The sequence below is a fragment of the Arthrobacter bambusae genome (genome assembly GCF_030812595.1).
Taxonomy (GTDB): Bacteria; Actinomycetota; Actinomycetes; order Actinomycetales; family Micrococcaceae; genus Arthrobacter; species Arthrobacter bambusae_B.
In genome coordinates this window covers 193,248-207,645 of sequence record NZ_JAUSSZ010000005.1, presented here as the reverse complement: position 1 = coordinate 207,645, position 14,398 = coordinate 193,248, and the positions used below count along the sequence as shown (strand labels likewise).

General features: G+C 63.5%; 14 protein-coding genes. 9 read left to right on the top strand and 5 right to left on the bottom strand.

The annotated features are described in order from the left end of the window. Positions 1-31 precede the first annotated feature (31 nt). The 5 genes from J2S96_RS09290 (at position 32) to J2S96_RS09270 (ending at position 4,851) form a co-directional block, all read left to right on the top strand. Positions 32-1,051 carry a branched-chain amino acid ABC transporter permease gene (locus J2S96_RS09290; RefSeq protein ID WP_306862150.1) on the top strand — a complete coding sequence of 340 codons (1,020 nt, stop codon included), beginning with the start codon at positions 32-34 and terminating at the stop codon, positions 1,049-1,051. Further along, complete coding sequence (locus tag J2S96_RS09285; protein WP_306862149.1) at positions 1,048-2,247, top strand: branched-chain amino acid ABC transporter permease; 1,200 nt, start codon at positions 1,048-1,050, stop codon at positions 2,245-2,247. The genes J2S96_RS09290 and J2S96_RS09285 overlap by 4 nt, the downstream gene beginning before the upstream one ends. Then, entirely contained in the window at positions 2,244-3,131 is an 888-nt protein-coding gene (locus J2S96_RS09280; protein WP_306862146.1) for an ABC transporter ATP-binding protein, read from the top strand. The genes J2S96_RS09285 and J2S96_RS09280 overlap by 4 nt, the downstream gene beginning before the upstream one ends. Then, complete coding sequence (locus J2S96_RS09275) at positions 3,118-3,831, top strand: ABC transporter ATP-binding protein (RefSeq protein ID WP_306862143.1); 714 nt, start codon at positions 3,118-3,120, stop codon at positions 3,829-3,831. Before J2S96_RS09280 ends, J2S96_RS09275 begins: the two co-directional genes overlap by 14 nt. 132 nt (positions 3,832-3,963) lie before the next feature. Then, the gene (locus J2S96_RS09270; RefSeq protein ID WP_306862141.1) at positions 3,964-4,851 is read left to right on the top strand and encodes a Bax inhibitor-1/YccA family protein; all 888 of its coding nucleotides are present in this window, start codon (positions 3,964-3,966) and stop codon (positions 4,849-4,851) included. 17 nt (positions 4,852-4,868) lie between these two features. On the opposite strand, the gene J2S96_RS09265 is transcribed toward J2S96_RS09270, so the two are convergent. The 3 genes from J2S96_RS09265 to galT are packed head-to-tail and all read right to left on the bottom strand — an operon-like array spanning position 4,869 to position 8,458. Then, a complete protein-coding gene (locus tag J2S96_RS09265) occupies positions 4,869-6,107 on the bottom strand; it encodes an acetyl-CoA C-acetyltransferase (protein WP_306862139.1) in 1,239 nt (412 codons plus the stop codon). Between the two features lie 51 nt (positions 6,108-6,158). Beyond that, positions 6,159-7,328 (bottom strand): galactokinase, encoded by a 1,170-nt coding sequence (gene galK / locus J2S96_RS09260; RefSeq protein WP_306862138.1) that lies wholly within the window; start codon positions 7,326-7,328, stop codon positions 6,159-6,161. Next, complete coding sequence (gene galT / locus J2S96_RS09255; protein WP_306862135.1) at positions 7,325-8,458, bottom strand: galactose-1-phosphate uridylyltransferase; 1,134 nt, start codon at positions 8,456-8,458, stop codon at positions 7,325-7,327. The genes galK and galT overlap by 4 nt, the downstream gene beginning before the upstream one ends. Before the next feature lie 104 nt (positions 8,459-8,562). Here galT and J2S96_RS09250 point away from each other — a divergent pair, with 104 nt between their 5' ends. From J2S96_RS09250 to ilvA, 3 genes are read left to right on the top strand one after another with little or no spacing between them, the layout of a single operon-like run. Continuing rightward, the gene (locus tag J2S96_RS09250; protein WP_306862132.1) at positions 8,563-9,513 is read left to right on the top strand and encodes an aldose 1-epimerase family protein; all 951 of its coding nucleotides are present in this window, start codon (positions 8,563-8,565) and stop codon (positions 9,511-9,513) included. Positions 9,514-9,553: 40 nt separating this feature from the next. Further along, entirely contained in the window at positions 9,554-10,879 is a 1,326-nt protein-coding gene (locus J2S96_RS09245) for an AI-2E family transporter (RefSeq protein ID WP_306862129.1), read from the top strand. Positions 10,880-10,882: 3 nt separating this feature from the next. Continuing rightward, a complete protein-coding gene (gene ilvA / locus J2S96_RS09240; RefSeq protein ID WP_306862127.1) occupies positions 10,883-12,121 on the top strand; it encodes a threonine ammonia-lyase in 1,239 nt (412 codons plus the stop codon). Positions 12,122-12,199: 78 nt separating this feature from the next. Here the strand turns inward: ilvA and greA are convergent, their stop codons facing one another. Then, positions 12,200-12,694 (bottom strand): transcription elongation factor GreA, encoded by a 495-nt coding sequence (gene greA, locus J2S96_RS09235; protein ID WP_306862125.1) that lies wholly within the window; start codon positions 12,692-12,694, stop codon positions 12,200-12,202. A gap of 153 nt (positions 12,695-12,847) precedes the next feature. Beyond that, positions 12,848-13,306: a DUF4307 domain-containing protein gene (locus tag J2S96_RS09230; protein ID WP_306862122.1), complete on the bottom strand. Its 459-nt coding sequence runs from the start codon at positions 13,304-13,306 to the stop codon at positions 12,848-12,850. A gap of 127 nt (positions 13,307-13,433) precedes the next feature. Between J2S96_RS09230 and mca the strand changes: the two genes are divergently transcribed. After that, on the top strand, positions 13,434-14,339 hold the full coding sequence (gene mca, locus J2S96_RS09225; RefSeq protein ID WP_306862119.1) for a mycothiol conjugate amidase Mca: 906 nt from the start codon (positions 13,434-13,436) through the stop codon (positions 14,337-14,339). The last annotated feature ends 59 nt before the right edge of the window (positions 14,340-14,398 follow it).

The window sequence follows — 14,398 nt, the reverse complement described above, 5'->3', positions numbered from 1 at the left end:
GCATTTCTTTTGATTACATCAGGAAAGTGCCATGATCAGTGAAGTAATTCCCACCCTGCTCCACTCGGTTCCCGTCGACGACACGTGGATCACCTTCGACGTAAATTCGTTTACCCAAAATTTCTGGAGTTCCACGTTTGACGGGTTGACCTTCGGTGCAATTTACGCGTTGGTAGCCCTCGGCTATACCCTCGTCTACGGCGTTCTCAACCTCATCAACTTTGCCCACTCCGAAGTGTTCATCACCGGGTGTTACGGGGTGTTCTTTACCCTTAGCGCGCTGAATTTCGGACCTTCCGCTCCGAGGCTGGCTTTCTGGGCCATCGTGGGAAACCTTGTCCTCGCCCTAATCGTCGCCATTATCGCCTCAGCCTTGATGGCGGTGATCGTTGAACGGGTGGCCTATAAGCCTTTGCGGCAGCGCAAGGCGCCCCGCCTGGCATTCTTGATTACCGCCATCGGTGTTTCCTTCGCGATTCAGTACACCATCTACTGGTGGCGCGGACCGAGCCCGGAGGCCGCCCTGACGATGTTCCGGCCGCTCCCGATTTTCGATGTCTTCGGAACTATCATCGATTCGCAGCAAGTGGTTATCGTCGTCGCGGCGATTATCCTCATGATCGCCACCGATCAGTTCATCAGGCGGTCCAAGACCGGTCGCGGCATCCGTGCCGTGGCACAGGACCCGGACACCGCAACCTTGATGGGGGTCAACAAGGAGCGGATCATTGTGACCACCTTCATCATTGGCGGAATCCTCGCCGGAGCGGCCGCATTGTTCTACGTGATGAAAATCCCGTCCGGCGTGCAATATAACGGCGGATTCATCCTTGGCGTCAAAGCCTTCGCGGCCGCTGTCCTCGGCGGCATCGGCAACGTGCGCGGCGCGTTGCTGGGCGGCTTGCTGATCGGCTTGATCGGCAACTACGGCCAGGTGCTCCTGGGCAGTTCCCAGTGGACCGACGTGGTCGCGTTCGTGGTCCTTGTGTTGGTATTGATCGTGCGACCCGAAGGTGTCTTGGGTAGCTCGCTAGGAAAGAGTAAGGCATGAGCACAACAGACGGCCCCACACTAATTCCCGATGATTCCTCGGCACAGGAAATTGCGGACCGCGAAGCCAAAATGCGTCGCCGCAAAGGCTGGTTCCCGGGACTCAGCGACAAATGGAATGCGCTCCCGCGCCAAACCCAATGGCTGTTCCTCATCATCGTTGTGGTCATTGCCTATTTGCTTCCCATCCTCAACCCGCCGTTGATCACCACGGAACCAGGGAACAACTGGCAAATCGCGCTCGCCCAAATGTCTGTCTACGCCCTGATAGCTGTGGGCTTGAACGTGGTGGTCGGCTATGCGGGCCTCCTTGACCTGGGCTACGTGGCATTCTTCGCACTGGGCTCCTACACCGCGGCAATGTTTACCAGCCCTGATTCGCCGTATGTGCACATTCCCTATTTGTGGACGCTGCCACTTGCGATGGCAGTGGCCATGTTCTTCGGCGTGGTCTTGGGTGTGCCTACGCTTCGGCTTCGCGGCGACTACTTGGCCATCGTCACCCTTGGCTTCGGCGAGATCGTGCGCATTTTGGCCACGATCATTCCGGCGATGAAAGGCCAAGTCGGCTTCCAGAACGTCGGCCACCCTCCAGGAACGGATTCAGCCGGCCAGACAATTTTCCAGAACTCGAACGGAACGCCGTGGTACTGGCTGACCCTGACCATCATCATCGTGGTCCTTCTGGCCGCTGGAAACCTTGAGCGCAGCCGAGTTGGCCGCGCATGGATTGCCATTCGCGAGGATGAAGATGCCGCGGAAATCATGGGCGTTCCGACGTTCAAGTACAAGGTGTGGGCTTTTGCCATCGGTGCTTCCGTGGGCGGGCTCTCCGGTGCCTTGTTTGCCGGGCAGGTGGGCTTTGTGAACAACCAGAAGTTTGACATCGCCACGTCCATCCTGTTCGTCGCCGCTGTGGTCATGGGCGGCACGGGGAACAAAGTCGGTGCGATTCTGGGCGGCGCTTTGGTGGCATATATTCCCCTCCGTTTCACGGCGATTGCCGAGTTCAAATATTTGATCTTTGGCGCGGCTCTCGTGATCATCATGATCTTCCGCCCCGGCGGCCTTCTGCCCGCACGCCAGAGCCTCCTCGCGTACGGGCGCCTGGCGTACAACAAACTGAGGGGCACTAATGGAGACATTCCTGCTTCGGGCAAAGTCGTCCTGCAATCGGGAAAGGGGGCTGACAAATGAGTGAAGCGATCGAACCGGATATTGATGTGGACGCACTCAAAGAGCAGGGTGTGGACCTTGAAGTCGCCGAGAAGGTGGCCCCTGAGCGCGACATTGTCACCAAGGTGGGCGAAGCGTTGGTCCAGGTCCAGGACCTGACGGTGAAGTTCGGTGGCCTGACGGCTCTGGACAATGTCTCGTTCGATATCAACCGGGGCGAAATCCTCGGCTTGATCGGCCCTAACGGTGCGGGTAAAACCACGTGCTTCAATGCCATGACAGGCGTATACAAGCCGACGTCGGGAAAGGTCATGCTGGAAGGCCAGTTGCTCAACGGACTGCCGCAGCACCGGATCACCAGGCGGGGGCTGGCGAGGACCTTCCAGAACATCCGCCTTTTTGGTGAGATGACAGCTTTGGAAAACGTGGTGGTCGGTCTCGATGCACGCCACCGCACGAGTGTCGGCGGGGCGCTCCTGCGCCTGCCCACCCATGTCCGGGAAGAGAAAACGGCTATTGAACGCGGCATGGCGTTGCTTGAGTTCGTGGGCATCGCCGATCACGCCCACTTCTTGTCACGGCACTTGCCGTATGGTTACCAGCGGCGCTTGGAAATCGCGCGCGCACTGGCGACCGATCCAAAAGTCCTGTGCTTGGATGAGCCCGCAGCCGGCTTCAACCCGGCGGAAAAAGAAGAACTCATGGCCCTGATCCGGACCATTAGGGACGACGGTTACACAGTCTTGCTCATTGAGCACGACATGAAGTTGGTCATGGGGGTGACCGACCGGATCGTGGTCCTGGAGTTCGGGAAAAAGATCGCGGACGCGGTGCCGAAGATTATCCGCGATGACCCGAAAGTTATTTCCGCCTATCTCGGGGAGCCTGAAGATGACCTTGCTTGAGCTGAAGAACATATCCGTCCACTATGGTCGGATCCAAGCCATTTCCGACATGTCATTCAGCGTGGAGGAAGGCGAAATCGTCTCGCTCATCGGGGCAAATGGTGCAGGTAAGACCACCACCATGAGGACGATCTCCGGGTTGCTGTCTCCCTCGGCCGGTTCCATCACGTTCGCCGGCGAGGACATCACGAGGATGAAAGCACACATCCGCGTGGTCCACGGCATTTCGCAGGCGCCCGAGGGTCGGGGAATTTTCCCCGGCATGACGGTCGAGGAGAACCTTGACATGGGTTCCTACGGCCGTAAGGACCGGACCAAGGTGTCGGACGATTTGGAGCGGGTCTTCGACCTGTTTCCACGGTTGAAGGAACGTATCAAGCAGCTTGGCGGCACCATGAGCGGCGGTGAACAACAGATGCTCGCGATTGGCCGGGCGCTGATGTCCAACCCCAAGCTGTTGCTCCTGGACGAACCTTCCATGGGGCTAGCTCCCCAGTTCATCCGCCAGATCTTCAAGATCGTCACCGAGATCAACAACCAAGGCACCACGGTGCTTCTGGTGGAGCAAAACGCCAACCAGGCCCTGGCCCGCGCACACCGTGCTTTTGTCCTTGAAACCGGGGCAATCACGCACAGGGGCACCGGTAAGGAACTGCTCGCCAACCCGGCGGTCAAGGAAGCGTACCTCGGCGTCGGATAGCCGCGCGTTCCGGCACCCTCCCAACAGGCAGGGTGCCGGCATCGGCGGCGGTGGAACTTTCGGTGCGGACCAAGCGTGGGAATTGGTAGCGTGAACTATCACTTCGCACCCACACCAAGAAGGACACCCACCATGGCACTCGGCGGCAACCCGATCTTCAACGGAAAGAATTTCCGCGGAGCCACACAGGCTCCGCCTGTTCCCAGCTACTCCCACGGCCAGCCCCAGTATGGCCAGCCCCAGTACGGCCAGCCCGGCTGGGCTTCGCAGCCGCCGTTGACCAGCGATCAGCTGCAGCAGATGTACAACCGGCCCGCGGCCGGTCCGGCCGAGACCGGCCGTATGACGTTCGACGACGTCATCGTCAAGACGGCGGCTTGCCTTGCGGTGCTTTTGCTTGGCGCGGCCGTCACGTTGTTCGTTGCTCCCGGCACCGCAAATCTCCTCATGATTGTCGGCGCGTTGGGCGGCTTCGTGTTGGGCATGGTCAACTCCTTCAAGAAGCAACCGTCCCCGGCACTGATCCTGGCGTACGCCGGCCTTGAGGGCTTGTTCCTCGGAGGCTTGACCCGCTTCCTGGACGGCATGTTCCCGGGCGTTGGCCTGCAGGCAGTCATCGGCACCCTTGCCGTCTTCGGCGTGACGCTGGCTCTCTTCAAGAGCGGCAAGGTGCGCGCCACCCCCAAGGCAGTTCGCTTCTTTATGATCGCCATGCTCGGCTATCTGGTCTTCGCAGTGATCAACATGGTCCTGGTGTGGACGGGAGCGGTCCAGTCGCCGTTCGGCCTGAGCAGCAGCGTGCACATCTTCGGCATCCCCTTGGGCGTCTTCATCGGCATCCTGGCCATTGGCCTGGCCGCGTTCTCACTCGTCATGGACTTCACCAGCATCGAACAGGGTGTCCGGCAGGGCGCTCCGGAGAAATACTCCTGGACTGCCGCTTTCGGCCTGACAGTCACGCTCGTATGGCTCTACGTGGAGATCATCCGCCTGCTGGCGATCCTTCGCGGCGACGACTGACCTTCCTTTCCACGGGCTCACGAGAGCCGCTCGAAGACCACCGCCATGCCCTGCCCGCCACCGACGCACAGGGTCGCCAATCCCAAGGTGCCATCCCTTTCGCGGAGGCCATTGAGCAAGGTCGTGGTCATTCGGGCGCCCGTCATGCCAAAAGGATGGCCAAGGGCGATGGCACCGCCATGAACGTTGAGCTTCTCCGGATCGATGCCGAGTTCGCGGGCGCTCGCCACCACCTGAACGGCGAACGCTTCGTTGAGTTCCACCAGGTCGATGTCGGCCATGCTCAGTCCCGCCAAGGCCAAGGCCCGGCGCGATGATTCCACCGGCCCCATGCCCATGAGTTCGGGGGAGAGGGCGCTGGCGGCCGTGGAGACGATGCGTGCCAGCGGCTTGAGGCCAAGCTCCCGGGCCCTGAGATCGCTCATGACCACCACGGCGGCGGCGCCATCGTTGAGCGGGCACGCGTTGCCGGCCGTCACTGTCCCTCTCTTGCGGAAGACCGGCTCCAAGGCGCTGACGGCTTCAAGGGTGACGCCGGCCCGGGGTGAGTCGTCGCGCTCCACGACGGTGCCGTCCTTGCGGGTGTACGGCGTGATTTCCCGGGCGTAGAAGCCCGAGGCAATGGCCGCCTCAGCCCGGTTCTGGCTCTGGACTGCCCACAGATCCTGCTCTTCCCGGCTGATTCCGTAGCTTGTGGCGACGTTCTCGGCAGTCTGTCCCATCGCGATGTAGACGTCCGGCATCCGTCCGCCCATCCGGGGATCCGTCCATGGTGTGTTGGACGCGGCCCGGGCGGACGTGCGGGCCCGCGCCGCGTCAAACAGCGGGTTATGCAGGCTGGTGTCAGTTTCCCCGGCCCCGACCCAGTTTTGGTAACGGGACACGGACTCGACCCCCGCCGAGACGAAGGCATGGCCTTCCCCGGAGCGGATGGCGTGGAAGGCCATCCGCAGGGTCTGCAGGCTCGAGGCGCAAAAGCGGTTGATCGTAGCCGCGGGGACGGTGTCCAGGCCGGCCAGGACGGTCACCACGCGGGCCATGTTCGAACCGGCTTCCCCGCTGGGCTCGGCGCAGCCGAGGTAGAGGTCATCCAGCCCGCCACCGTCCGGTGCCCCCGGATCGAAAGCCGGAATCTTTGCCAGCGCGGCAGTCACCATGGCGACCGCGAGGTCATCAGGACGTTCGTCCTTGAGTGATCCCTTGAAGGCCCGACCGATGGGACTTCTGGCGGTGGAAACGATGACGGCCTCAGTCATGCCCCCAGCATACGCCGGGGCCCGTTCGCCAAAGGAAGCGATTGCGGGACGTCAGGCGAGGCGTGTGGCGCCGGCCGCCGGGGTCACGGTGAAGATGTCCGGCGTCGTGAAACCGGCCGCCACGAACGCGCGCACGACGGCGTCGCGCACCTCTTGCTCATGGCGCACCGGGGTGAGGGCAATAGCCGAGCCGCCGAAACCGCCGCCTGTCATCCTGGCCCCGATGGCCCCGTGGGCACGGGCGGTTTCCACCGCGAGATCCAGTTCCGGGCACGAGATCTCGAAGTCATCGCGCATGGACGCATGGCTCGCATCCAGGAGCCTGCCGATGTGGGCGGGTCCGTCCGTGGTGAGTCGTTCCACGGTCTGCAACACGCGGTCGTTCTCCGTGACAATGTGCCGCACCCGCCTGAAGGTCGTGCTGTCCAGGAGGCCGCTGGCTTCCTCCAGATCGCCGACGCCAACGTCGCGAAGGGCCGGGACACCCAGGACCTGGGCTCCGAGTTCGCAGGAAGCCCGCCGGGACGCATAGCCGCCGTCCGCGTGCGAATGGGAGACCTTGGTGTCGATGACCAGCAGCACGAGTCCGGCTTCCTCGGCGTCGAAGGGGACCAGTTGTACGCTTTGATCGCGGCAGTCCAGGAAGACGGCATGGCCCCTCGAGCCGCGAAGCGACGCCGACTGGTCCATGATTCCGGTGGGGGCGCCCACGAAGTCGTTTTCGGCCCGCTGTGTTGCGAGCACCATGTCCTCGGCACCGAGCCCTGCGCCCGTCAGCTCGTTGAGGGCAGAGATGACTGCGCATTCGATGGCGTGCGAGGAGGACAGTCCCGCGCCCAGGGGGACATCCGAATCCATGAGCAGGTCGAAGCCGGGAACGTGGATACCGCGCTGTTGCAAGGCCCAGGCCACGCCGAGCGGATACTTCGTCCAGCCCTTGGCTGACCCGGGCGCCAGCTCGTCCAGGTCCGTTTCGACCATGCCCTGCTCGCCGAAAGTGGAGAGCAGCCGGACGCGTGAATCAGCTCGGATCCGTAGTGCAACCTTCGCGGTCTTGTCGATCGCGAACGGCAGCACGAATCCCTCGTTGTAATCGGTGTGCTCGCCGATCAGGTTTACGCGTCCCGGTGCCTGCCACACGCCGTCGGGGGCTGAACCGAAAGTCGGCTCGAACAACCTGGACAGGGTTGTCAGGGCCGGGGCGTCGGGAGTGGAGGTCATGCAGGGGCCCCTTCCGGAATGGCTCGCCGCGAATCGCTGGCGACGGCGCGCAGCCGTTTTGCCACGGATTCGGGAGTGGTGTCGTTGATGAAGGCTCCCATGGCGGCCTCGGAACCGGCAAGGTATTTGAGCTTGTCGGCGGCACGGCGCGGGGAAGTGAGTTGGAGGTGCAGGTGGCCGGATGGTCTTAAGAGAGGATCCAGGGGTGCCTGGTGCCATGCGGAAATGTACGGCGTGGGAGTTGGATAGAGGGCGTCCATGCGCTTGAGCAACTCAAGGTAGACGTGGGCCAGTTCGTCGCGTTCTTCGCCGCCCAAGGCGGCGAGGTCCGGCACTTGCCGATGCGGGACGAGATGTATTTCCAGGGGCCAGCGGGCCGCGAACGGCACGTAGGCACTGAAGTGCTCGCCTTCGAGCACCATGCGGCTGCCATCCTGCCGTTCCGCTTTGAGGATCGAGGACGTCAACGATTCCCGGCCTTTGGAATCGTCGAAGTACCGGCTGGCCACGGCGCCGAGGCTTGCCGCCCGGGGCGTGACGTAGGGGTAGGCATAGATCTGTCCGTGCGGGTGGTGGAGGGTTACCCCGATGTCCGCCCCCCGGTTTTCGAACGGGAACACCTGCTGGATTCCCGGGAGCGCGCTGAGCGCCTCGGTCCTGTGCGCCCAGGCCTCAATGACGGTGCGCGCCCTGGTTTCGCCTAGCCCGGCAAAGGATCCGGTGTGGCTGGGGGTGAAGGAGACAACTTCGCAGCGGCCGTAGGCGGGACCCGACGTTCCCCAAGCAGGGGTGCCGGGGATGGTCCCGACCGCCGGTCCCAGTGAGGGGAAGCGATTCTCGAAAACCACCACGTCGTAGTCCGGCGCGGGAATTTCCGAGGGGTTCGCGGGCGTGGTGGGGCAGATGGGACATTGGTCAGCAGGCGGCAGATGGGTGCGGCTTTGGCGGTGGGCGGCGACCGCGACCCATTCGCCGCTCAGCGCGTCGTAGCGCAGCTCGCCTGGATTTGCGCGCGGCGGCAGCTCGCGGTGATCCGTCAGCGAGCCGGGGTCGCGCTCCGGTGAGCCGGCGTCATCGAAATAGATCAGCTCCCGGCCATCGGCGAGACGCGTGCTGGTAAGGCGAGTCATGGACTTATGGTGTCACAGAGTGCTCAAAAAGGCAAAATAACTAACAAAATTGAACATTGCGCCGGAAAGGGCGGACAAGAAGCGGCATGCAGTACGGTGGTGCCATGCCTCCCACAACACCGTCTTCCGCGCCGGGCGAAGAGACCGTATCCCGGCGCTTTGCCAGCGGCCGCCAATTCGAGATCCGCCGCGGCGACGCGCTCGCCGTCGTCACCGAGCTCGCTGCAGGCTTGCGGTTGTTCAGCCGCGACGGCGTCCAGCTCACCGAGAGTTACGGCGACGCACAAATTCCGCCCGGCGCTACGGGAATTACCCTGGCCCCGTGGGCCAACCGGATCGAGGATGGCCTCTGGTACCTCGACGGCAAGAAGCAACAGCTGGACATCACTGAGGTGTCCCGGAACAACGCGAGCCACGGGCTCCTGCGCAACTCGTCGTACTCCCTCCTGGCGGAGGATGAGTACTCCGTGACCCTCGAAGCCGTGATCTTCCCGCAGCATGGCTACCCCTTCCTGGCCCGGCACCGGGTCCGCTACGAGATCGACTCCGCGCTCGCTTTGCGGGTCTCCCAGAGTTTCCTCAATGATTCGGACGCTCCCGCGCCCTTCGTCCTCGGGGCGCATCCGTATTTGCGCGTGGGCGACGTTCCGCCGGAAGAGATGGTCCTGACCGTCCACGCCGGCACGCGGCTTGTGGCCGACGAGCGGAAGATCCCGCGGAGCTCGGTGGCCGTCGACGGCGATTTCGATCTCGGCGGCGGCCGGAGCGTGGGCGGCCTGGATATCGACGTGTCGTTCACCGAACTGGAGTTCGACGGCGGCGTGGCCCGCCACACGCTGTCGGCCCCGGATGGCCGGAGCGTCTCCGTGGAACAGGATGAAAACTGCGCCTTCGTCCATGTCTTTGTCACGGATACCCTTCCGGGCCGCTCGAAAGCCGTTGCGCTCGAGCCCATGACCGGTCCGGCGAACGCCTTCAACTCGGGGGAGGGCCTCCGATGGCTTGAGCCAGGGGAGACCTTCACCATGCAGTGGGGGATTGTGGGCGCGCTGTAACTTGTTTCGCATCCGGTGCTCGCTGCGGAATTATTGGGGAATGACGCCAGCACAGGACGCCACGCGAATAAGTGATCCCGTTTCGGCCGTGCCCAAACCGGTGCCGGAACACCACATTGCGCAGGACATCCCGTACGGAGTCCGGATCGCGGCCGCTTGGGCCTGGCGGGTGGGCCTCATCATGGTGGTTGGGGGAGCCCTCATTTGGCTGTTGGGGAGGGTGAGCTTCCTGATCATTCCGCTCATGGTCGCTTCCCTTCTTGCCGGCCTGCTCTACCCGGTCACGCGGTGGTTCGGGAAGCTCAAGATGCCGCGGGGAGTGGCCGTCGCGGTGACGGTGGTGGGGTTCCTCGGGGTCGTCGGGGGAGCCCTCGTGCTGGTGGGACGGCAGCTTGCCGTGGGATTCGGCGAATTGTGGCAGGAAGCGCTTGCGGGCGTGCAGCAAATCCAGGCGTGGCTCGCTGACGGGCCGCTGCATCTGACGGCGGACCAGATCGACACGTACATCCAGAGCGCCACCTCGGCCCTGCAGACCAACAGCAGCAGCATCCTCAGCGGTGCGCTGTCGTTCGGTAGTACTGCCGGGCATTTTGCCGCGGGCATGGTCCTGTCCCTCTTTATCCTGATCTTCTTCCTTCTGGAGGGATCCAGGATCTGGCGGTTCATCGTCGGGCTGCTGCCCCGGAACGCACGCGCAGCAGCTTACGGCGCAGGCCGGCGCGGCTGGTCGTCCATGGTCAGCTACGTGCGCATCCAGATGTTCGTGGCGTTCGTGGACGCCGTGGGGATCGGCGTCGGTGCGGCGATTATCCAGGTCCCCCTCGCCCTGCCCCTGGGCGTCCTGGTATTCATCGGTTCATTTATCCCGGTGGTTGGCGCCCTCGTGACGGGAGCCATAGCCGTGCTCTTGGCCTTGGTGGCCAATGGTCCCGTCAATGCGCTCGTCATGTTTGCCATCGTGCTGTTCGTGCAGCAGCTCGAAAGCCATATCCTCCAGCCGCTCATCATGGGCAAGGCCGTATCGCTGCACCCCGTCGCCGTGATCCTGTCGGTCGCAGCCGGTTCCTACCTGGCCGGAATTCCGGGAGCGCTCTTTGCCGTGCCGCTCCTCGCCGTAGCAAATACGGCGGTTCGCTACATTGCCGCCCGGACGTGGGAACATGATGAAGGACTGATGACGGCGTACGCCGGCGCAGGGATCGCACCAACGGATTCCGACGAGGAACCCACCGTCAAGGAAATCCACCGTCCCGGCGCCAACGCTGGCGCACGGTCCAACAGCGGCGAAGGTGCCGCAGGTCAGCACGCGGCTGCGGAACGGACATTCCCCGAGGATGCCGCACAGCACACCAACAAAGGAGATTAACCCGTGAATACCCTCGATACCCTGCCCGTCACGCTGGACGATGTCCTTAAGGCGCAGGAGCTGCTCGAGGGCATTATTACCAAGACCCCCATCGAGTCCTCACGGGCCCTGGGAGCGATGGTAGGCGGAGAGGTCTACTTCAAATGCGAGAACCTCCAGCGGGCCGGGTCATTCAAGGTCCGCGGCGCCTACGTGCGCATGGCACGGTTGTCTCCCGAGGAGAAGAAGCGCGGCGTCGTAGCCGCTTCGGCAGGCAACCACGCGCAAGGCGTCGCCGTGGCGGCGAAAAGCCTGGGAATCAAGGCCCGCATCTACATGCCGCTCGGCGTGGCGCTTCCGAAGCTTGCCGCGACCCGCAGCCACGGCGCCGAAGTCGTCCTGCACGGACACAACGTCGATGAGGCCCTGGCGGAGGCGCAGCGCTACGCGAACGAAACAGGGGCCGTCTTCGTCCACCCGTTCGACAACGTCGACGTCGTATCCGGCCAGGGCACTGTCGGGCTCGAAATCCTGGACCAGGTCCCCAACGTCGACACCGTACTGATGGGCGTCGGCGGCGGTGGCCTGCTCGCAGGAGTCGCCGTGGCGATCAAAGCGCGGGCCCGTGAGCTGGGGCGAGAGATCCGGATCATCGGTGTGCAGGCCGAGAACGCCGCCGCCTACCCGCCGTCGCTCGCAGCCGATGCGTTGGTGCCTCTCAAGAAGGTTTCAACCATGGCGGACGGCATCGCCGTCGGCCGCCCCGGCCAGCTGCCGTTCAGCATCATCCGCGAGCTCGTGGACGACGTCGTGACCGTGAGTGAAGACTCCTTGGCACGGGCGCTCATCTTCCTGCTGGAGCGCGCCAAAATGGTGGTTGAGCCCGCGGGCGCTGTCGGCGTCGCAGCCCTCATGGACGGCAAGATCGAAAACCCCGGAACCACGGCCGTCATCCTGTCCGGCGGCAACATCGATCCCATGCTGATGCTCAAGGTGATCCAGCGCGGCCTCTCGGCGGCTGGACGCTACATGACCGTGCGCATGATGCTGGACGACCGGCCCGGTTCCTTGGCCACGATCGCCCGAATCATCGCCGAAAACGATGCCAATGTGACCGGCCTGGACCACACCCGGGTGGGCGGCGCGATCAGCATGGGCGATGTTTCCATCACCGTCAACCTCGAAACCAAAGGCCACGAGCACAGTGAGCAGGTCCTGGCAGCCCTCCGGGCAGAGGGCTTCCACCCGATCGTCGTGCACTGACGCCGCAGCCGGCCGGAAAACGCAAAACGCCGGCCCTCCCCGCGAGGGGTGGGCCGGCGTCGTTGCTTCGCGCGTCTATTAGCCGGAGAACGGCTTGGCGGAAACGATTTCCACCGCAATTTCCTTGCCGTTGGGGGCGACGTAGCTGATCTTGTCGCCTTCCTTGTGGCCCATGATCGCGACGCCGAGCGGGGATTTCTCGCTGAAGACGTCGAGATCGGAATCACCGGCGATTTCGCGGGATCCGAGCAGGAAGGTCTCTTCGTCGCCTGCGATGCGGGCGACGACGACCATGCCGGGCTCGACGATTCCGTCATCGGCCGGAGCTTCGCCAACCTGGGCATCGCGCAGGAGCACGGTCAGCTGGCGGATGCGGGCTTCGATCTTGCCCTGCTCCTCCTTGGCGGCGTGGTAACCGCCGTTTTCCTTGAGGTCGCCTTCTTGGCGGGCGGCTTCGATCTTCTGCACGATATCCGCGCGGCCAGGGCCGGAAAGGTGGTCCAGCTCTGCCTTCAAGCGGTCATATGCGTCCTGGGTAAGCCAAGCTGCAGGCGCGCTGTTGGTGGTCGACACGGACTTCTCCTTATGGATCTGACAAGCAAAGACCCCGCCGGTGCAGGCCACTCGTGGAACTCAGCAACCAACTCAGCGGGGTAAAGGTATTGATCCAGTGTAGTCAATCCTGTGGACAAACCCAAGCTCACTGAGTCGCGCGTCACACCTTTGCTATTTGTTGCTGTCGACAATCCAGCAGTTGTCCACGACGGCGGAGACTGCCGCGGACTCGGTGCGCAGTATGGTCCTCTGGGCGGTTGTCCGGCCGCCGTCTGCTCCGTCCTTGGGGTCGTTCGGGCCGATCTGGACGACTTTCCAACCGACCACTCCGAACCCGGAGTCCATGGCCTTGACGGCACATTTTGCGGTGGCATCCGGGTTCTTGGTTACTTGGAAATCAACCGCGAGCTGGGTGGCGTCGGTGGCGCTGTAGCCGATGTCCTTGAAGGACACCGACGACTGCGAGGAAGATGTGGTGACCCAGAACAAGAGAGCAACGACGACGAGGAGGACGGCGATGAGGACGTTCCGCTTGGTCTTCCCCCCGAAGGCGCGCTTTTGGCTGCCGTAGCGATTGGCTAGGCTGGTAGTTGCCGGCAGCGCCGTGGCCGAGGGGTCTTCCGAAGTCACCCACCTAGTTTAGTGGGCTTCTGGCAGGTCCTCGCACACAGCGGAGCCGCCCACGTGGGAACTGCATGGTCAGTGCACCCACCACCCAGCCCAGAACAGCATGACCCGGAAAGAGGAACCGTACCGGATGAGCACATCCAGCAGCCCCGACACGCAGCTTCGGCTGCTCGCCGTCCACGCGCATCCGGACGACGAATCAAGCAAGGGCGCGGCCACCATGGCGATGTATGCGGCTTCCGGCGTGGAGGTGATGGTGGCCACGTGCACTGACGGCTCCCGCGGAGACATCCAGAATCCGGCCATGGAGTCGGCGCCGCACCCTAAGCGGGACATGGCGGGCGCCCGCCGCTTGGAAATGGCTCAAGCTGCAGCGATCCTGGGAGTCAAACAGCGCTGGCTGGGTTTCGTGGATTCGGGGTTGCCCGAGGGTGATCCGCTGCCACCCCTGCCCAGCGGGTGCTTTGCGCTTCAGCCCCTTGAGCGGGCGGCGGCACCGCTCGTCCGCTTGGTCCGCGACTTCAAACCGCACGTGATGGTCAGTTACGACGAGAACGGCGGCTACCCGCACCCGGACCACATCATGGCGCACAAGGTCGCCGTCGAAGCTTTCCATGCTGCCGGTGACCCGGAGCGCTATCCCGGAATCGGCGAACGCTGGGCGCCCAGCAAGCTGTACTACGACCGCGCCTTCAGCCCCGACCGCTTCCGTGCCCTGCATTTCGCGCTTGAAGAGGCGGGACTGCAATCGCCTTACGCCGAGCGCCTGGCTTCCTGGCTGGAAGCCGATGCGGAAGGCCATACTCCGCCGAGGCCGATGCACCAGACCACAACGCAGGTGGACTGCGGTGACTACTTTGAGGCCCGCGACGACGCACTCCGGGCGCATCGGACGCAGGTCGATCCGCTTGGCTTCTTCTTCGCGGTATCCCCGGAGATGCAGCGCAGGGCCTGGCCGTGGGAGGACTACACGCTGGTCCACTCCCGGATCCCGGCCGAACTGCCGGAAAAGGACCTGTTCGCAGGGCTAAGATAGGATCGCCAAGCGATTTCTATCAAGCGTAGAAGTCGCCACCCGGCTGGAACTCCCATAGA

Bases quoted from the DNA above. Each gene is read 5' to 3' on its own strand.
- J2S96_RS09290 (WP_306862150.1), top strand. From the start codon at position 32: ATGATCAGTGAAGTAATTCCCACCCTGCTCCACTCGGTTCCCGTCGAC.
- J2S96_RS09285 (WP_306862149.1), top strand. From the start codon at position 1,048: ATGAGCACAACAGACGGCCCCACACTAATTCCCGATGATTCCTCGGCA.
- J2S96_RS09280 (WP_306862146.1), top strand. From the start codon at position 2,244: ATGAGTGAAGCGATCGAACCGGATATTGATGTGGACGCACTCAAAGAG.
- J2S96_RS09275 (WP_306862143.1), top strand. From the start codon at position 3,118: ATGACCTTGCTTGAGCTGAAGAACATATCCGTCCACTATGGTCGGATC.
- J2S96_RS09270 (WP_306862141.1), top strand. From the start codon at position 3,964: ATGGCACTCGGCGGCAACCCGATCTTCAACGGAAAGAATTTCCGCGGA.
- J2S96_RS09265 (WP_306862139.1), bottom strand. From the start codon at position 6,107: ATGACTGAGGCCGTCATCGTTTCCACCGCCAGAAGTCCCATCGGTCGG.
- galK (WP_306862138.1), bottom strand. From the start codon at position 7,328: ATGACCTCCACTCCCGACGCCCCGGCCCTGACAACCCTGTCCAGGTTG.
- galT (WP_306862135.1), bottom strand. From the start codon at position 8,458: ATGACTCGCCTTACCAGCACGCGTCTCGCCGATGGCCGGGAGCTGATC.
- J2S96_RS09250 (WP_306862132.1), top strand. From the start codon at position 8,563: ATGCCTCCCACAACACCGTCTTCCGCGCCGGGCGAAGAGACCGTATCC.
- J2S96_RS09245 (WP_306862129.1), top strand. From the start codon at position 9,554: ATGACGCCAGCACAGGACGCCACGCGAATAAGTGATCCCGTTTCGGCC.
- mca (WP_306862119.1), top strand. From the start codon at position 13,434: ATGAGCACATCCAGCAGCCCCGACACGCAGCTTCGGCTGCTCGCCGTC.